Source organism: Brachyspira murdochii DSM 12563, assembly GCF_000092845.1.
In the GTDB taxonomy this organism is placed as follows: domain Bacteria; phylum Spirochaetota; class Brachyspiria; order Brachyspirales; family Brachyspiraceae; genus Brachyspira; species Brachyspira murdochii.
Genome location: NC_014150.1, coordinates 762,047 through 781,709, shown reverse-complemented (window position 1 = coordinate 781,709; position 19,663 = coordinate 762,047). Strand labels below are relative to the sequence as shown.

18 protein-coding genes and 1 tRNA gene are annotated in these 19,663 nt (G+C 27.1%); 11 read left to right on the top strand and 8 right to left on the bottom strand.

Features of this window, described 5'->3' with window-relative positions; translation table 11 throughout:
* The first annotated feature begins 27 nt into the window (after positions 1-27).
* The 7 genes from BMUR_RS03265 (at position 28) to BMUR_RS03235 (ending at position 5,035) form a co-directional block, all read left to right on the top strand.
* Positions 28-783, top strand: a complete 756-nt coding sequence (locus BMUR_RS03265; RefSeq protein ID WP_013113173.1) for a TVP38/TMEM64 family protein — start codon at positions 28-30, stop codon at positions 781-783.
* On the top strand, positions 767-1,444 hold the full coding sequence (locus BMUR_RS03260) for a TVP38/TMEM64 family protein (protein WP_013113172.1): 678 nt from the start codon (positions 767-769) through the stop codon (positions 1,442-1,444). Before BMUR_RS03265 ends, BMUR_RS03260 begins: the two co-directional genes overlap by 17 nt.
* Positions 1,445-1,570: 126 nt before the next feature.
* The gene (locus BMUR_RS03255; protein ID WP_013113171.1) at positions 1,571-2,266 is read left to right on the top strand and encodes a YdjY domain-containing protein; all 696 of its coding nucleotides are present in this window, start codon (positions 1,571-1,573) and stop codon (positions 2,264-2,266) included.
* Positions 2,267-2,286: 20 nt separating this feature from the next.
* Positions 2,287-2,691 carry a hypothetical protein gene (locus BMUR_RS03250; protein ID WP_013113170.1) on the top strand — a complete coding sequence of 135 codons (405 nt, stop codon included), beginning with the start codon at positions 2,287-2,289 and terminating at the stop codon, positions 2,689-2,691.
* Positions 2,692-3,351, top strand: a complete 660-nt coding sequence (locus BMUR_RS03245) for a TIGR04282 family arsenosugar biosynthesis glycosyltransferase (protein WP_013113169.1) — start codon at positions 2,692-2,694, stop codon at positions 3,349-3,351. It abuts the gene before it with no gap.
* Positions 3,352-4,032, top strand: coding sequence for a TIGR04283 family arsenosugar biosynthesis glycosyltransferase (locus BMUR_RS03240; protein ID WP_013113168.1), 681 nt, complete (start codon positions 3,352-3,354; stop codon positions 4,030-4,032).
* A gap of 16 nt (positions 4,033-4,048) precedes the next feature.
* Positions 4,049-5,035: a (Fe-S)-binding protein gene (locus BMUR_RS03235; RefSeq protein WP_041750053.1), complete on the top strand. Its 987-nt coding sequence runs from the start codon at positions 4,049-4,051 to the stop codon at positions 5,033-5,035.
* Positions 5,036-5,371: 336 nt separating this feature from the next.
* Here the strand turns inward: BMUR_RS03235 and BMUR_RS03230 are convergent, their stop codons facing one another.
* The gene (locus tag BMUR_RS03230) at positions 5,372-5,695 is read right to left on the bottom strand and encodes an STAS domain-containing protein (RefSeq protein ID WP_013113166.1); all 324 of its coding nucleotides are present in this window, start codon (positions 5,693-5,695) and stop codon (positions 5,372-5,374) included.
* A 45-nt stretch (positions 5,696-5,740) separates the two neighbouring features.
* A tRNA-Tyr gene (locus BMUR_RS03225) sits at positions 5,741-5,823 on the bottom strand.
* 160 nt (positions 5,824-5,983) lie between these two features.
* On the opposite strand from BMUR_RS03225, the gene BMUR_RS03220 reads away from it, so the two are divergent.
* From BMUR_RS03220 to BMUR_RS03210, 3 genes are all read left to right on the top strand, one after another.
* Complete coding sequence (locus BMUR_RS03220; protein WP_013113165.1) at positions 5,984-7,567, top strand: hypothetical protein; 1,584 nt, start codon at positions 5,984-5,986, stop codon at positions 7,565-7,567.
* Positions 7,568-7,666: 99 nt separating this feature from the next.
* Complete coding sequence (locus BMUR_RS03215; RefSeq protein WP_013113164.1) at positions 7,667-10,927, top strand: AsmA family protein; 3,261 nt, start codon at positions 7,667-7,669, stop codon at positions 10,925-10,927.
* A 19-nt stretch (positions 10,928-10,946) separates the two neighbouring features.
* Positions 10,947-11,561 carry a hypothetical protein gene (locus tag BMUR_RS03210; protein ID WP_013113163.1) on the top strand — a complete coding sequence of 205 codons (615 nt, stop codon included), beginning with the start codon at positions 10,947-10,949 and terminating at the stop codon, positions 11,559-11,561.
* A 754-nt stretch (positions 11,562-12,315) separates the two neighbouring features.
* Here the strand turns inward: BMUR_RS03210 and pnp are convergent.
* The 6 genes from pnp to BMUR_RS03180 form a co-directional block, all read right to left on the bottom strand.
* Positions 12,316-14,466, bottom strand: a complete 2,151-nt coding sequence (pnp, locus tag BMUR_RS03205; protein ID WP_013113162.1) for a polyribonucleotide nucleotidyltransferase — start codon at positions 14,464-14,466, stop codon at positions 12,316-12,318.
* A 60-nt stretch (positions 14,467-14,526) separates the two neighbouring features.
* Complete coding sequence (rpsO, locus tag BMUR_RS03200) at positions 14,527-14,796, bottom strand: 30S ribosomal protein S15 (RefSeq protein ID WP_013113161.1); 270 nt, start codon at positions 14,794-14,796, stop codon at positions 14,527-14,529.
* Entirely contained in the window at positions 14,763-15,698 is a 936-nt protein-coding gene (locus BMUR_RS03195) for a bifunctional riboflavin kinase/FAD synthetase (RefSeq protein WP_013113160.1), read from the bottom strand. Before BMUR_RS03195 ends, rpsO begins: the two co-directional genes overlap by 34 nt.
* A 21-nt stretch (positions 15,699-15,719) precedes the next feature.
* Complete coding sequence (locus tag BMUR_RS03190) at positions 15,720-16,724, bottom strand: hypothetical protein (protein ID WP_013113159.1); 1,005 nt, start codon at positions 16,722-16,724, stop codon at positions 15,720-15,722.
* 49 nt (positions 16,725-16,773) lie between these two features.
* Positions 16,774-17,151 carry an STAS domain-containing protein gene (locus tag BMUR_RS03185; RefSeq protein WP_013113158.1) on the bottom strand — a complete coding sequence of 126 codons (378 nt, stop codon included), beginning with the start codon at positions 17,149-17,151 and terminating at the stop codon, positions 16,774-16,776.
* Between the two features lie 73 nt (positions 17,152-17,224).
* Positions 17,225-18,217: an aromatic ring-hydroxylating oxygenase subunit alpha gene (locus tag BMUR_RS03180; protein WP_013113157.1), complete on the bottom strand. Its 993-nt coding sequence runs from the start codon at positions 18,215-18,217 to the stop codon at positions 17,225-17,227.
* Positions 18,218-18,801: 584 nt separating this feature from the next.
* On the opposite strand from BMUR_RS03180, the gene BMUR_RS03175 reads away from it, so the two are divergent.
* The gene (locus BMUR_RS03175; RefSeq protein WP_013113156.1) at positions 18,802-19,626 is read left to right on the top strand and encodes a DUF2262 domain-containing protein; all 825 of its coding nucleotides are present in this window, start codon (positions 18,802-18,804) and stop codon (positions 19,624-19,626) included.
* The last annotated feature ends 37 nt before the right edge of the window (positions 19,627-19,663 follow it).

Genomic DNA, 19,663 nt, shown 5'->3' with positions numbered 1-19,663 from the left:
ATTCTATCATTTTTAGGAGTTTATTTTATGGAACAGTCAAATGTTTCAAATAAAAAATCAATAATAAAAAAAGTAATTTTGATATTAATAATTTTGCTTGCAGTACTTTCCTATTTTTTTATACCAGAAGTAAATAGTAATCTTAATACTATATTTAAAATGTTTGCATCTGGTGATTTTAATGTGGTAAAGGAATTTGTAGCCTCTTACGGGCATTATGCTATGGCAGTTTCATTTATACTTATGGTACTTCAATCTGTAATAGCCCCCTTGCCTGCATTTTTACTCACATTTGCAAATGCTAATTTATTCGGCTGGAAGGCTGGGGCATTATTATCTTGGTCTAGTGCTATGGCGGGAGCGGCAGTATGTTTTTATATAGCAAGAATATTAGGAAGAGATTTTGTTGAAAAACTTACAAGCAAGACTGGATTAAAACAAATAGATGAATTTTTTGAAAAATATGGAAAACAAAGTGTACTTATAGCTAGGCTTCTTCCTTTTATATCTTTTGATATAGTAAGCTATGCTGCAGGATTGACACCAATGAATTTTTTAAGTTTTTTTATAGCCACTGGAATAGGACAGCTTCCTGCTACAATAGTATATTCATATGTAGGCGGCATGCTTACAGGAGGTGCCAAACTATTTGTTACTGGACTTTTAATATTGTTTGCATTATCTGCATTTATAATTTTATTAAGACAGATATATAAAAATAAAAAAGATAAAACTCAAAAAGCTGAAGATAAAGTTGAAAATAATAATGAAGTTAAAAACTAAATATATAAAACTTATTATATTTTTGGCAGCAGTTATAGCTGTTATTATATTAAATCATCATTATAAACTGCATGACAAAATACATAATTTGGAAGATTTTAGAAATATACTTGGAGATAATATAGTTAAGGCTTCTATTATATATATTATAGTAACAGCTATAGGAAGTTCTGTATTAGCTTTGCCCGGTATAACATTTGCTTTATTTTCTGGATTGCTGTTTGGTCCTGTACTTGGTATAATATTATGTTCTTTTTCTGCTACTTTGGCTGCTGTAATTTCTTTTTTAATAGCTAGGTTTTTCTTAAAAGATACTATAAAGCCATTGGTAGAGAAAAATAAATATTTAAATAAACTTTTATTTGAGGAAGGAAATAAAAATGCCATGATCCTTTTGATGATTACAAGGTTAGTACCTTTATTTCCATACAATATACAGAATTTTGCTTATGGTATAACGGATATAAGTTTTCTACAATATTCACTATATACATTTTTATTTATGCTTCCGGGTATATCTTTTTTTACTATAGCTTCTGTAGGTGCGGTTTCTGAGAATAATAGATATTTATATTTTTTGATTGCAGGTATTATTTTAATATTTGTGCTTGTATTATCATTATTTTTAAAGAGAAAATATATTAATGATAAATCTGTTTAGAGTATATGGAGTTTTGTGTAGTGATTTTTTAATATACTAATGATATGAAAATATTTAGTCTCTGAATATGTATACATTCAGAGACTTTATGCTAAATATTTTAATTTTATTAAAAAGGAGTAATGTATGAACAAAAAAATTATTATTATGTTGTGTTTATTATCCTCGTTTATGTTATCATCATGCGGAAATAAACAAGCGTCATCATCAGTAAGCAGTGCAGAACTTACTAACTCTATGGGAAGCGTAATACTTAGAGATGAAGGAGCTGAACCTGTTGTTATTGATATTGAGAAAAAAGAGGTTATTATTCCTGCCGAAGTAAATGCAAAATATTTCAACAGTCCTACAAGGCATGGTATAGTGTTTGACAGAGGTGCTAATGGAGATAAATCTGTTTTGAGAGGTTTGTCAGATGAGAGAGAATTTTATCAGGCATTAATAGATATAGGTGCAGTAGCTGGAAACAATCTTACTATGGAAGATATGAAATTAGAAAAAACAGTAGATGGTCAGAAATTAGATGTATTTGTTACTTGGGACGGTTTGGGTAAAGAAATTCCTTTTTCAGATATAATAAGATCAGATGAAGAAAGACCTATGGATATTAGATTCGGCGGAAATTTTGAGGCCGCTAAAGCTAAAAGAACAGGCTGCATACTATGTCTTGACAGCTGTGCAGTTGGTATTACAAGCGATGCTGCTTATGAGACTGGTGCTGTTGAAGTAAAAAAAATAGGAAGATACGGCAGAGAAGATGTACTTCCGCCAGATGGAACAAGAGTGTCTGTTATTTTTAGAATAGCTGAAAACAATAATTAAAAAATTGAAAGGATTGATAGGTGAAATATTTTATTATACTTTATAATACTTTCTTATGGGCTATGATAATTGCTTTTATTATGTTTAAAAATGTATGGCTTGAGATGAGAGTTAATGTAGGTTTATGTTTTTTTATTGTATGGGCTTTGTTTTTTATTATATTCTTATTTGCAAGCAGCAAGAAAAACATTTTTAAAAATTTTAAAATATTTTCATCTATTAATCTTATATTATTCTTGGTAATTACTCTAATAATATTGTCTCCTAAAGGTGCTGCATATATTCCTGCTTCTATTATAAGAGATGGTTTGCATGCTGCTAAATTATTAAACCTTAATAGTATAAATATTATTCTGCTAGTATTTATTCTTGGAGGACTTATTTTAATATGTTCTAAAAAATCAATAGATAAAGGTAATCACTAAATGAAATCAAATGCCTTTATAATATTTACTAGAATACCAATGGCTGGAAAAACAAAAACAAGGCTTCAGACAAAATTAACTCCAGATGAATGTGCCGATATTCATAAATGTTTTTTAAAAGATATATATAAAGAAATGATAGAATTAAAAGGATATGATATCGATATTATAGTATCATATAATCCAGAAGGTGATTTTAATATCTTAAAAGAAATATTTAATAATGATGTTGAGTATATTAAACAAAAAGGTAATACTCTTAATGAAAAAATATACAATTCTATTAAAGATGTATTATCTTTAGGATATGATAAATGCGTTTTAATTGGTGCTGATATACCAGAGATAACTAAAGAAAACATCATAAATGCATTTAATATACTTAGCAATAATGATTTTGTATTTGGTGAGAGTTTTGACGGCGGATATTATCTTGTGGGTATGAATAAATACAATGATATTATATTGAGAGCAGACAGCGGTATTTTGAAAGACATTTTATTATTTATAGAAAAAAATAATTTTAAATATTCAGTTATAGAAAAAAAGCATGATATTGATGAGTATGAGGATTTACTTTCTTTAAGTGAGAGAATAAATAATGGAGATGTGTTTTTAGAAAATACTGGAAATTTTTTAAAAAATATTGGACTTTTATAAATGTCAGTATCTATAATAATACCAATCTTAAATGAAGAGAATATAATAGAGAGACTAATAAATGATTTAAAAGTTTTGGAAGGTGATTTTGAAGTTATATTTTCTGATGGAGGAAGCAGAGATAAAACTTTGAATATAATAAAAGAAATGAGTAATTATAAAGTAGTACATTGTGAAAAAGGAAGGGCTAAACAGTTAAATAGGGGAGCTTTAGAGAGTAAACATAATATACTTTTATTTCTGCATGCCGACAGCATTATAGAAAAAGACGTTATAATAAAAATAGAGAAGTTTATTAAAAACGGTAATAAAACAGGATGTTTAAAAATAAAATTTGACAGTAATAAAATATTAATGCGTATATGCGGATTTTTTTCTAATTTGAGAGTAAAACTTAGAAATATTGCATTCGGTGATCAGGGAATATTTATAGAAAAAGAGTTATTTATGAGTATAGGAATGTTTGATGATATAGCACTTATGGAAGATTATCAATTATCTATAAAATTAAAAAAACTTTATCCAATCAAATATATTGATTCTTATATAATATCTTCTTCCAGACGTTTTGAGAAAAATGGTATTATAAAAACTATTATCTGTATGCAGAAACTTCAGCATATGTTTAGGAAAGGTTATGATATAGAAAAAATAGCAGATATATATAATAATATGAAGTGAGGAGTTTTTTATGCATATGCCTGATAATGTAAAAGACTGCATACACTGCAATAAATGCGTGAAGAAATGCAGTTTTTTAACTAAGTACAATATAGATTTGGAAGCGTTTTCAAGAAGAGAAGATTTAGCTTATAACTGTTTTTTATGCAATGACTGTAATATAGTTTGTCCTAAGGATATAGACGGAAATAAAATATCTATGTGTATGAGGATAAATAAAATAAACTCTGATATAAAAAATAAAAAAGAAATAGAGAAAAAATATAAATTTCTTATGCTTGAAAAAACTGATTATATTTTTAAAAATTATAAAAATGTTATAAGCGAATCTGTAATATTTTCAGGCTGTAATTTTTCATCATTTTATCCAGATGCTTTGAGATATATATTAAAGAAGTTTAAAGAAGAATATAATATAGGTTCTGTATTTGACTGCTGCGGTAAACCTATAGCTGAACTTGGAATAGATGAAGAGATTATTATTAAAAAACTTGAAGATAGAATGATTTCATATGGAATAAAAGAGATAGTAACATTATGTCCTAACTGTTATTATTTTTTAAGTCCTAGGATAAATAGTATTAGAATTATAAGCATATATGAAAAACTTAATGAGCTTGGTTTAAAATTCCATTTAAATCTTGATGAGGAAATTAATTTATTCATACCTTGCCCTGATAAAAAAACAAAACATATAAAGAACTCTATGTTAAATATTATAGATGGTGATATAGTTATAAAAGATATAAATGATATTAATTGCTGCGGATTAGGAGGCTGTGCTATAGTTAATGAAAAAGAAATAGCTTCTGGATTTATAGAAAAATTAAAGACCAAAAGATTAAATAATTTATATGTTTATTGTGCTACTTGTGCGGGTAATTTTAATAGAAACAAAATAAATAATGTGAGGCATTTGCTTCTTAGTATACTTGGTATTGATAATTTAGGGATAAAAAATAAGAGTTCTATTCTTAATAGAGCAATGTTTAAATTTTATTGATTAAATTTATTTAATAAACTTGTTTCAAAATTACTTGACAAGATTATATATAAAAATTTAACAATTTATCAATCATAAAAACAATTTTTTATATGTTGTATAAATTATTATTATAGTATATAAACATACGGTCTTTATCGAATGTGGGCTTCGCCTGTGCCACACCACTTCGGACAGCGTCCACCAAGTAGGTGCTTTGCCTACGGCACGCAGAGTGTCGGCAAAATAAGTTGTTTTTTGCGAAACACCAACTTAAAAATATTAAATTAAAAATTTATAAATTTTGAAACAAGTAGATTATTAAAATCTATTTTTAACTAAGAAATATTATTTAATTTATAGGGTAAAATCTTTAGGATTTTCAAAGTATTTGATTAAACTAAATATCATTAGGCTTTTAAGAGTAGGCGATATAGCTTCATCTACATTAGTCATAAATAGCTTAACTTTTAGAGACTGAAGACTTTTGTATAATTTAAGCATTTTAGCTATTCCAGCACTGTTTATTTCTTTAACATTTTTCATATCAAGAACAACTAAAGGCATTCTAATATTGCAGGCTTCTTCTGAGTCTTCAACGAACTGTTTAATTTCTTCAGGAGCTGAAAGATTAGCTTCCATAACTATAGATATATATTCGTTGTTAAATTCTATAGCCAAAATTAAGACCTCTTTAATTTAAGAAAAGTATTCATAAAAAGAATGTGGGCAGGGAGGGATTCGCACCCCCGTAGACTCACGTCGGCAGATTTACAGTCTGCTGCCATTGACTGCTCGGCCACCTACCCATATTAATTTGAAAACGTAAAAGAATAATAGCATGCATACAAAAAAATGTCAATAGCAAATATTATTTTTTTAACATCTTTTTATTTATATTGGTATCTTTTTATTACATAATAATGTATAATGATTTTATAGTTCATTAATAATGAGGTATGATATAAAATGAGAAATGTTACTGCTGTTATAATATTATTATTTATTCTTTTTTCGTGCAATGCTCAGAAATATAAGCTTGAAAAAAAATCTTATAATAATAAGTCTTTTGACAGTGCTCAAAAAATAAATAAAGATGGAATTATAGGGCAGATTGAAGGACTTAATACTGATTATTATTACTTTACTATAGATGATAATACAAAAACAGCTAATTTTTATATATCTAATTCTACATACTCTCCAGTTATTATGACGCTGTATGATTATAATACTAATATTATAAAAATAATAAATGAACCAGAAGAAATTAATTATCTTAATGAAAATACTACTAATGAAGGAAGTATTACAAATACTTCTTCTGAAACAAATGAAAATATATATTCCTATCAAGTCATGAGAGATATATATCTTCCTTACTCTCAAAATAATGAAGAAAATAAATATTATATATCTGTATCTCCTAAAGAGACAGTAAAAGAAAATATTGATTATACTTTGATAGTAGAAAAAAGAGATTATAAAGAAACTGATGAAAAAGAGCCTAATGATAAAATTTCATCAGCACAGATTATAGATGTTAATAGCGACAACCGACTTTATACTATAGACGGATATTACAGCCAGACTTTTAACCCTACTCTAAAAACAGGTGATTTAAAAAATATGGAGATAGACGCTTATAAAATAACAAATAGTTCATTTAATACATATTCTATTTCTATAGAGCTTTCAGGCGTTCCAGCCATTGATGCTAGTATAAGGCTTTATGATCAAAAAGGAAACTGGATAACAATGAAAGATATTAATAATACTGGAGACGGTGAAACAGTTGATAAATTAATACTATATCCTTATATGTCATATTATTTTATATTGGCAGCTACAAATGCCGTTATAAATATACCATATAGAGTAAGCATTATAGCAAAACCATTCGATAAATATACAGAGCATGAACCTAATAATAAACCCTCAGAAGCACAGACTATAGAGTTTAATCAAACTTATAAAGGGGCGATTGACTATTCATATGACAGAGATTATTATAATTTCAGTGTACCTATAAAATCAAGTGTAAAACTTTCATATTTTCTTATAGATTCTCAGGCTATCAATATAAGTATTTCAAATGATACTTTGGGTAAAATAGCTTCTATGCCTCAGACAGATGATGAACAGATTATAAGTTTGTCTCAGGGAAGGTATTATCTTATATTTGAAAGAGATTTAACTAAAGAAAAATGGATTAAAGGCTCTTCAAAGGCTAGAAATTATGAGTTTAGTATGAGCATTTCTAATGAGATAAGCGGCGATTATAATTACGGATATTATGATGACTTATATAATAATACAAATGCTTATGAAACTGATTATTATAATTACAGCAATAATTATTATGAAAATAATGTTACAGAAGAGCAGTTTGAAGAGAATCTTGAAAGTAATTTTAATAATACTAATAATGTTATAATAATAAGACCTGAAGATTATAATTCAGATTATTACTATTACAGCAGCGAAGAAAAAACCAACAATTATATTGAGACTAATGAATATAATAATAGTGAATATTATTATGAAAATTAATTTAGGTATTGATAAAGAATATATTATGTAATATACTACTTTATAAGTGTAAATTTGTTTTATATACATGTAAAATTTTATTTAAAAGATGGTTTTTATATGATAAAAAATTTTTTTAAGAAGAAAGAAAAATCTGAAGTTTTGCCTGAAAATGATTCTGATGATAATAAGAAGAAAAAAAGAAAGTTCAAAAAAAGATATATACCTTTAATAATTCTTATTATACTTATTGTCGGTGTTATAGGGGCTAGAATATATTTTAATAATGAAAGAGTAAAGAATCTTATTGAGGATATAGTTTATTCTTCTACAGATAGAAAATTAGAAATAGGCGATTTTAATTACGCTTTGCTTTTTCCTAAAATAGAGCTTAGCGATGTTGTACTTTATAATTCATCTAATTTTAATAATGAAGAAAATATAAAAATAGATAATTTAAGATTAAGATTCTCATTATTTTCTTTGTTCTTATTAAAACTTCATATAAAAGAGTTTAGTATTGATAATTTGTATGTGTATATGTTTACAGATGAAAGCGGTAATTGGAATCTTCCAGACCTGCCGCCTTCAGAACCAAAAATAGAAGATACCAATAAAGAGCCTTTTGATATGAGCAAATTAGATTTTCTCAAATTAAAAGCTAATATAGAAAATATAAGAATAAATAATCTTGCTTTTAAAGCTGACAGCAAATCATTTTTAACTAACGAACCTAATAACGGATTAATAGCGAGTTTAAGTAATTATAATCTTCATTTGGATTTACATAGCAAAAGATTTTCATTGTCTCAGGTTATGGGAGTTAATGCCCCTGAAGTTTTGAAAGATATTTATTTAAAAAGTTTTATAAGTAGTAGTTTGGCGTATAATGACAGCAGTATTTTATTTAATGATAATCCTTTATTTAATTTGGATATATCATACCCTAAAAAAGAAGAAGGCTTTAGTGAAGATGAAATAATAATAAGATTTGATTTTGAAATAGATGAGCCTAATTTTACTTATAACGGAAAAAAAAGAGATGATATTCAGGCATCTGCCCATTTATTTGCAAGATATAATGTAAAAACTCAAAGTGTATATTTAGAAAATCTTTCATCAGAACTTTTAAATGATGAGATATTAAAGGTTATAGCATCAGCCAATCAAATATTTTCAAGCAATATAGGTGTTAATTTGGACACATTATATGCTAGGATAAATTTAGATAAAGTTAATACTTTAGTTCCTATGATTGTTCCTGATTTGGGTATAAATGTAGGAGGAATGGTTAATGTTGATGCTGATAAAACTATAGGTACTATAAATGATTTAACCAATACTATAAATATATCTTTGGATAAAATAAAACTTTCTATGGGAGATACTATTTCTGTAGATAATCTAAATTCAAAAACAAAATTGGGTTTCAGATTTAGTCCTGATAATATAACAAGAGAAGATATAAAACTTGAACATAATACAACTATAGATAAGGTAACTGCATTAAAAATATACAGAGTAAATAATACAGACATATCGTTTAGGGTTTTATCATCTTTAGACGGTGCTTTAGGAGTTGCTTCTGCTATAAGCGATCCTAATAAAAAAAGCGATACTGTGCTTTATATAGATAATATATCAACTAAATATATTAATTCAGATATTATAGTAAACGGAGCTGTAAAATTTGATGATCCTACTGATGTTAACATAACAGTAAAATCTCTTCCTATAGCTAATTTTTCTGGAGGACTTGCTAGAGGCTCTTTAAATTTAGATGTTAATGTCTTTGGAAAGATGATAAATGATATAAATGCTTCAGTTAATGGAATTATAAATAACTTTTCTTATAACTTATCTGGAGAAGTTTCATCTACTGCTACTGCTAAAGTTAATGTACTTGCGAATGCTGATTTGCTTACACAGAAAATAAATGTTTCTGCTCTTAATTTAGATTTGGATAATTTTCTTAATTTTAGGTCTAATCTTGATTTAAAAGGCATGGGATTAGAGGGAGGTTTTGTTAATATATCTACATTTAGAATAGCTCCTTATGCTATGAAAAACTGGCTTTCTACAAAGTTTGCAGAAGCATTGGATAGTCTTCCTTTTGAAGATGATTTAAAAATGACTAGTTCTTTGGGGTATGATTTGTCATTAGAAGATACTTTTGTTACAGTTACAAATTTCAGTACATTTTATGCCACAGAAAAACAGTACAAACTTCAAGACGTTACTATGAAAATAGATGCCGATGTCAATTTTGGTGAGAATTTATACGTTGATATAAGAGAGTTTAATTTACAAAGCCCTACTAACAAATTAAAAGTATATGCAGACGGGTATTTTACACCTGTAATAAAAAATTCTGATTTGAATTATGAAGTGGGACTTGATACAGACAGTTTATATCTTCCTTTCGGTATAGAGATAGGAGGATTATTTAATGTAAAAGGTAATTTAAAAAGAAATATTGCTGACGGTATTTTTAAAACTGATAAATTCTTTGCCAATATGGATTCTCCAGATAAAATGTCAATAGTATTAAAGGGCTTAACTTCTAATATAGACTATCATTTTGATTTAACCCCTACAGAAAATGAGCCTGAGGCAACAGCAGCAAGATATACTCCTCTTATTACTCAAGTGCCTAATTTATTTTTTGAGCAGTTGAGAGTATATTTAAAAATTCCTCCTTTTGTAGATGACAGTATAAGAATAAGAGATTTTTCTTCATTTGTTAAGATACAAGGTCATGGACTTACCATTCAGGATTTAAAATCTTCTCTTTATATAGGCGGAGAAAAATTTGATGACAATTTATTTTTAGCTTCTATATCTAATAATACAGCCCCTAGAAGAGGTGCTATACATTTGCCTTGGCTTAATGTAGATTTGGGAAGTTTTGATACAAGCAGTATTAAATATGATATGCGTGTTTTGGCAAGTGATATAAACTTCAAATATTTGCTTGCACCTGAAAACAGAGAAAAAATTAATGATGAAAAATTACTTGTTAATCTTACAGCCGATATTGCAGGTGTGGGAGTAAGTCCTTTAAATAATATAAGACCTACTACATTTTTTGTGGGTATAAGTAAGATGTCTACAGAGTTTTCCAAATTCTTAATAGAGATGATACGTCCTATGAACCCGGGTATATCTACTGTAGAAAATATAGTACAGTTTGGGTATGATCCTAATTCGGTAGAGTTTAGTATATCTGCAAATAAGGTATTTACTACATTCTATTTCAGAGATCAAAATTTAGATAAAGAGAGTCAGCAGAAGCAGCAGTTAATAGCATTTGAAGGTGATAAATTCGGTCTTGAGCCTATGCCGTTTTCTGATGTAATATCATATTTAGAAGGTAATTAATTTATAGGGAGTAGAGAAGATGAAAGTTTATAGTATAATATTTATTTCTTTTGTTGTGATGGTTTTTACAAGCTGTTCTAAACTTATATTAGTTCAGGAGCCTGAGATGCGTGTACTTGGAGGTAAAACTTTGATAGAGGCTCAGGTTTTGGGAAGATACAGACAGATAGACGAGAGTGCTTATCAAATATCTACTCTCTCAAGCGATGAGGATTTGAATCTTATTATGGTGAGTACAAATGTTTCTGATGAACTTGCAATAGAATATAAAGAAGCCCTCATAAGAAGTATGTTCAATCAAGATGAAATAAATCTCTATAAAACTAATTATTATATAGGAGAAAATAACGGCGGATATTTGTCTTATATAGCCTTTGATGTTTCAAAACCAAAAACTGTATACAGTGAAGAGAGAGTAAAATATATAAAAGAGATAATGGAAAAAGAAAATACCGACAGAAGAACTATAGCCGAATATTTAATACTTTCAGATCCAAAACTTACTATGGCAAATATCAAAGAAGTAGAAACTGCTCTATACAGAAGAAATATACAAAAACTTATAGAAAATAGTTATTATCAGCTTCCGGATAATACTTGGAGCATTTACACTAATGAAGACAGCTCTACATAATAAAAATTATTTTTATACATAAAGTGTTATGAGTAAAAAATGAGCATTAAATATTTTATAATATGCCTTAATTTAAATATGTTGATGATAATAATGTTAAAGAATTTTTTTGAATAAAAAATCATTATGCAAATTCTGTGAAAAATAAACAGATTTAGTCTATTATACTATTTTAATTTTGAAGACGATATAAAAGCCATATAGTCATTAATGTAAAAGCAGCTGAACAATTTGATTTTTAACATACAAATATTTATTTTGGCAGTAGGAGTATTATCCAAATCGTTGTGATGATTTTTGTAAATTTATTTCTTATGTTGACTATGAAGAATTAAAAGGAAGAAATTTATTAGATAAAATAATTATATATTCTGAAAATGATGAAGATTACGTAAAAGAATATATTGAGGATTTGAAAGGAGTATTTTAGAGATATTTATTTGAATGTTTGAAATGTGTACATTTAATTATGCACACTGACTTTGATTGATTATAGTATGCTTATAAATAATAATATTTTGTTTTTATTATGGTATAATAAACTTTTTTGTATAAAAATAAAGTTAATCTAGTTTTATGCTAAAATTTATCAAGATGTACATATTACTCTCTGCTATTATAAAATAATTTGTGTGATATAAATATTTTCTATTTAAACAATTTATTTTTGTAAAAATTTGATTATATAGTATATACAAAAACATAAAAAAGACCGTCATAAAAAATAACGGTCTTAATTATCAATTAAAAATTATTAAAATCTTTTTTTTCTGTCATGTTTGTCATGCTTTCTTTCTTTTCTTGCATGATCTTCTTCTACATAATCAGCAGGTTTTTCAAGCAAAGCTCTTCTGCTTAGAGAATATTTTCCGCCTTTTATATCTATAATTTTTACTTTTACTTCATCACCTATTTTTAAAACTTCTTCAACATTCATAACATGCTTATATGCTAATTCAGATATATGACAGAGTCCCTCAACTCCCGGAAGTATTTCTATAAAAGCTCCGAAATCTTTGATATCTTTTACAACTCCGTCATATACTTCTCCGATTTCTGGATCTTTGACATAAGAATTAATAAGTTTTATGGTTTTATCAAGGGTAGGAGTATCGGGGGCAAATATATTAACTATTCCGCTGTCTTGTATATCCACATCGCTTCCAGTTTCTTCTATTATGGATTTTATATTTTTTCCTCCGGGACCTATTAATACTCTAATTTTTTCTGGATTAACTTCCATAGTTTTATATTTAGGGGCAAAATCTGATATTTCTCCGGCATTTGATATTGTAGAATCAATTATATCAAGTATAAAATATCTAGCTTTTTTAGCCTGCTCTAATGCTTCTTTTAATATTTGAGCAGATATGCCAGTAAGTTTAATATCTAATTGGAAAGCTGTTATACCTTTACGTGTTCCAGCCACTTTAAAATCCATATCTCCTAAATGGTCTTCTACACCCTGTATGTCAGTAAGTATTTTGTATCCGTCCTTGTATGTGGCAAGTCCCATAGCAATACCGGCAACGCTTGCATTAAGAGGTACACCAGCGGATAATAAAGACATAGTAGAAGCACATATTGTAGCCATTGAAGAAGAACCATTACTTTCTAAAATTTCAGCAACAACTCTTACAGTATATGGGAATTTTTCTTTAGAAGGAAGTACAGCATTAAATGAGCGTTCTGCTAAGTTACCATGACCAATTTCTCTTCTTCCGGGAGCTCCGTAGCGTCCTACTTCCCCTACAGAGAAAGGAGGGAAATTATAATGAAGCATAAAAGTTTTATTTTCTTTGCCGTATATATCGTCCATTAATTGGGCATCTTTTTCACTTCCCAATGTAACTATAGATAAACACTGAGTTTGACCTCGTGTGAAAAGAGCAGAACCATGTACTCTAGGAATTAAGTTTATCATAGTGCTTATAGGTCTTATTTCATCTAAAGCTCTTCCGTCCGGACGCATAGATTTTTCTACTATAGCCTCACGTACTATTTCCTCTTCTATAGTATGACATATTCCTTTTACCTGAGATATTAATTTTTCATCATCAGTTGTAGTTTTTATATACTCTTCTATTTCATTAAAAGCATTATCCATGCTTTCGTTTCTTTTAGTTTTATCAGGGTTATAGTTAGCAGCTTCTATTTTAGCTCTTCCATATTCAGTAACTGTTTTTACTAAATCGGCATCATATTCAAATAGTTCCTGTTCTATTTTCTGAGTGCCGCAAAGAGAAGCCATTTCATTTTGCATATCTATATATTTCTGCATTTCTTTATGAGCTAGTTCTATGGCACCGATGAATACTTCTTCAGAAACTTCTTTTGCTTCTCCTTCTATCATTAAAATAGCATCTTTACTTCCGGCTACAATAATATCTAATTCACTTGAAGGAAGTTCGCTGTTTTTAGGATTTATTATATATTCGCCATTTTTGTATCCTATTCTAACAGCAGCTACTGGTCCTCCAAAAGGTATCCAAGAAATAGTAAGTGCTGCAGATGAAGCTATCAAAGCCAAAGCATCAGTAGGCATATCAGTATCTACAGATAAAACAGTAGGTATTATTTGTACCTCATTTCTAAAACCTTCAGGAAAAAGAGGTCTTAAAGGTCTATCTATAATACGTGATATAAGTATTTCTTTATCTCTAGGTTTAGCTTCTCTTTTGAAGAAACCGCCGGGTATTTTACCGCCTGCATAATATTTTTCATTATAATTAACTGTTAGAGGGAAGAAATCAGATTCCAAATTAGGCTCTTTAGCTGCTACAACAGTTGCTAATATAGTGGTATTTCCTAATCGCAAAGTTACAGATCCATGAGCCTGTTTGGCTAGAAGCCCTGTTTCTAATATTAATTCCTCCCCGCAAAAAACACTCTTAACTGTGACCATATTCTACTCCTTTATAGTCGAAACACACCGAGAGGGGGCATTTAATTTTTTAGCTTTAAATTATTTTCTTAATTTTAATCTTTGTATAAGACTTTTATAGGCTTCTATATCAGTTTTTCTTAAATAGTTAAGAAGTTTTCTTCTTTTAGCAACCATTTTCAAAAGCCCCATTCTTGAGTGATTATCTTTTGTATGAGTCTGAAAATGACCTTTTAAATAAGTTATACGATTAGTTAAAAGTGCTACTTGTACTTCTGTAGAACCTGTATCATGTTCATTTTTACCAAACTCTTTGATTATTTTTGCTTTTTCGTCTGCAGTGATAGACATTGTTTTGTTCTCCTTTTGAAATATTTTCTTATCTTTTTTTCATCATTTTCTAATAATTTTTTTACTTCATCTATAGAATTAACTTTTATGTTATCTCTTATATATTTGAGCAGAACAACAGTAATCTTTTTACCATATATCATTTTAGAAAAATCTAATAAATGGCTTTCTACTCTAAGTTCTTTATTAATATTGCTGACACCTATAAAGGTTAGGGCATGATATATTGTATCGCCATTGCCTATTTTTACAGTAGAACTATATACACCCATTTTAGGTATAAATATAGTTTTAGGTATTTCCAAATTAGCAGTAGGATAACCTATTTTTCTGCCCAAAGCGTTGCCATGAACTACTAAACCGCTCATAGAATATTCTCTTCCAAGCATTCTATTAACACTTGTCATGTCTCCGTTGGAAAGAGCTTCGCGTATATTGGAGCTTGATATTTTATCACCTTTATAATTGAGAAATTTTATAAAACTTACTCCTATACTGCATTCCTTGGAATATTTTTTTAGAAATTCACTATCTCCCATTCTGTCTTTACCGAATGCAAAATCTGCTCCTACAGCAATATGTTTCATGCGGTAATATTCTATAAGTTTGTTAAAGAACTCTTTAGCTTCCATTGTATAAAATTCTGGTAAAAAGTCAATAACAATTATATAATTAATACCAAGAGCTTTTATAAAACTATTATTTTCTTCTGTATTATATATAGATAAATTTTTCTTTTTAATAACTATTGCTATAGACACAAGGTTATGTTTTTTAGCGTATTCTACAGTGTATTTGATAAGTTTCTGATGACCTTTATGTACACTGTCGAATTTACCTATTGTTACAATACTGTCTTTTTTTAAGTCTAATTTAGAAAAATCATAGATAATGTGATTCATTTTAGTATTCTTTTTTTATCCTTAATTTGTATCGGTTTTTTTATCATTATTGAGTATTCTTTTTAAGATTAATGATATTACTATAATAAGCAATGATATTGAAAATAAATATATATTCATATTCCAGTAATTCATATTGCGTACCACAAATTCCAATAGATTATAATGTTCTATAGAGATTGCAAATATTATTTTTATTACAGCATATATTACAAAGGCATTTAGTATATTATGATATATAAATTGTCTTGAATTTAATGATAATCCAAGCATATAAAAAGAAAAAAACATAACCGCAAAATTAATAAATAAAATAATAATGGCATAAGGCGGTATATTGCTTAAAGTTACAATTTTGAGCATTGCCGTTATAATAGGGAATACTTCAAAACCAAATATTACATCAGCTGCAAAATTCGATATATAATTGTCTAAAGAATTTCTAGGAAATACTGCAGAAGTTTTTGAGGTTTTAGTTGTACCGGATATTTCTGTAACCTCATGCAATGATATTTCTTTTTCTGTAAAATAAATATAATCACTGAAGTATAGCTTGCCTTGCGATGTATTATCTATAAATATAGCATTTTTATATGTATTATCTAGTAATTTATATCCTACCCTTATTAAATAATTATCAACCTTTGTTAAAAACTTCCCGTTTTCATCTATAAACAAAGAACTTTTATCATTAAGTTCATTTCTTAAATAGTCTATATTTTTATTGAATATAACTGTATAGGCAGGGTATATTGAAGCAACAGCTGCTATCACTATTATAGTAATAACTACTGAAACATTTCCTACAAATTTATTTAATGAGCCTATTACTATCATAGCAGAAGTTGCTGCTACTATTGTAATGGCAAAGAAATAATGCTCCATCAAATTTTTTATTAAATCAGCATTTATATTTTGGTATATATTGTTTGTATCTAAAACTTTAAAAAAGTATATAACAAAATATAGTATAAAAAATATTATGAAAAATAATGATAATGTTATTAAATTTTTTATAATCTTCATGTCTAATATATTATACTACAATAAGAAAAATTCAAGTATAAAAATAAAATTAAGCTGATTTAATATCAGTTAATATACCAAAATTATAGAAAGCATCATTTATATTATTAAAAGATTCTATACAATGGGATAATTCCATTAAATTATAATCATTTTTTACCATTCCGCATATTCCTGATATGACCAAATCCCCTTTTTTATGAATTAAATCTTTTTTTAAATTGATAAAATATTCCCATATATCTTTTTCCATAAAAAGACATTTTGACAGATCTAATATGACATTGTTAATATTTTTTATCAAAAACTCAGAAAATAACTCTTTTAATTGAGGCAAAAACTCATCATAGATATTATTATACAGTGAAATAATAATAACTGAATTATCTTTTAAATAATAGCTAGTTTCTAATGAAATACCCATCATTGCTATACTTTAACAAATTTTTCATTTTTAGTCAACGAATTTTTTTAATTTCTTCTATATAAAGTTTATAAATTTACATAAGAGGATTATTTTTATTTTTTAGCTTGTCTCTTATGCTTCTATACATTATTATAGGTTTGTCTCCCGGTATTAATTTTTCTTCTTTCATACCAAGATAAGATTCTTTTTTAGATTGAGTTTTTACTACATTTTTATCTTGTTTTAATACAATATCTGAATATTTTTTGCCTATGAAGTTTATTATATTCTTTATAAAAGGAATATTTAATATTTTTTGATAGAACCTCATATATATCACAGTATTTTCATCGTCAACAGGGGCAAATACTCCGAATATACGCATCTTTTCAAATATGTAATTCTGCCAAGTATTTGGAAAATAAAAATATAAAAAATATTTAAAATCCTCTTTTTTCATTTCTGAGGCATTTAAGGCTTTTTGTCCATTATCTGTAACATTATTTACATAGAATTTTAATATATTACTATCTTCATCTGACTCTACTAATGGCCCATTAACAATAGTTTTATTTCCTCTTCCTATAGTGTTATGATGTACAAAAGCTACATGCACTACATCAAGCTGATTTTCTATGCATCTTGTATAATGATTATTCCATTCATCTTTAATGCTAGAGTATGAGAATTTATTGTCTCTCAAATCATCTGGAAACATTATTTTATCATTAATTTTATCTTTATCTCCATACCAAAACCAAATAAATCCATACAAATCTCTTACTTCATATCCCGAAACGAAAAAATTTTTATTAACTTCTGTATTTTTTCCATTAGCTGGAATTATTACTGTTTTCCCGCTTTTATCAAACTGAAATCCATGAAAAGGACAGGCTATATTATCTACGCATACCTTGCCATGAGATAATGAAGCTCCTCTATGACAGCATTTATCATCTATACAGCATATATTATTATTTTTATCTCTCCAAAATACTAGATTTTTATTTAATCTCTTAGCAAAAAGAGGTTTATTTTTTTTTACTTCTCTTGAATCTAATACTGCATACCACATATTATATATCATAGATGTATCCTTGTATTTTTTATATATTGCTAATTATATATTGTTATTTTAATAAATAAACACTTTATAAGATGATTTACAAAAAATGATAACAAAAAAGGTTAATTATTTATAAGATATTTAAAATTAAATTAAAGAATTAATTATTTTAAGGTTTCATAAAGCCTCAAAACTAATGTTATATAGCATTGACAATATTTTTATCCTTGTCATCTTCAGTACCAATTATATATCTTACAAATAAATCGCTAAGTATATTAATCTATTTTTTGTTATACTGAAAATTTTTAAGTTTGTAAGCCTCTATCTTTCTTCATTTTGGTTACCGGGCATATTGTATGAATAAATTTTAATTATATTACTAAATAATTAAAATTTGATAGATTATATATTTTTAGGTATATTAAATTTTTATAAGTATATTTTATTAATAAGTAAATCATAAAAAATCTATAAACTTATATCTGTTATTTGTATACTGTATGAATATTTATTTTTGTATAAAATATTTATTTTGACAATTATAATTATTTGTATTATTATAATGGAATATTTACAAATAATTATTGTATTAGGATTAAGTTATGTTTTATTTACAAAAAGAAAGTGAATTTAGAGATGAATATAAAGATGCTGCTTTTATAATAGGTTCTCCAGACTTTTTAGGGGCAAAAACTGAAGATGATAATAAAATAAATGTTCTTATTATCTGTATTGCATATAAAGATATAGAGACTAATTACATAGAAAAAAATAAAAAAATAGTTGTTAGAATGAAAATAGATGAAAAAGAAATGGATTATTATAAATCAATTCTTAAAAGGGAGTCTGTTGTAAAATTAAAGGTAAGATATGAAAAAGAGCAGGGTGAGGAGTTAGCAGAGTTTTTACTTGCTGATATTATAGATAGTAATTATAAAGATGAAGATTTAACTCCTATGCTTAAGGAATATTTAGAGCCTATTTACTATAAAGATGAAGTTTTGGGTGATTTTTTGTATAACAGAATGGTAGGTTCTTTTGATAAAGAGTTTGATTGGATTAACAATATAAAAGTGCTTATAGCTTTTGACGATGCTGATGAATACTATAAAGAAAAGTCTGTTAATTTTATTAGAAATATATTTTCTGACATAGAATATTGGAATAATGAGATTAAAGAATATTCAGCAAGAAGTATAATTAGTCAAGGCAATAAGGCAGCAGCAAAAAGGGGTGAGAATACTGTTGATGAAAGAGAATTTGTCAAGGAGTTTGCAAATAAAATAGATCTTATTGAAATAATAATACATGAAAAATATGATTATGTTAATTATAGATTGGGTAATAAAAGGGTTTTTCCTTTGGATGTTATTGTTGAAGGTGATTTAAGAGGAAATTTCATAAATGCATTCATAAGTCAATTTTGATAATTAAGCTGAAAAATGTATAAAATGTATAATATAT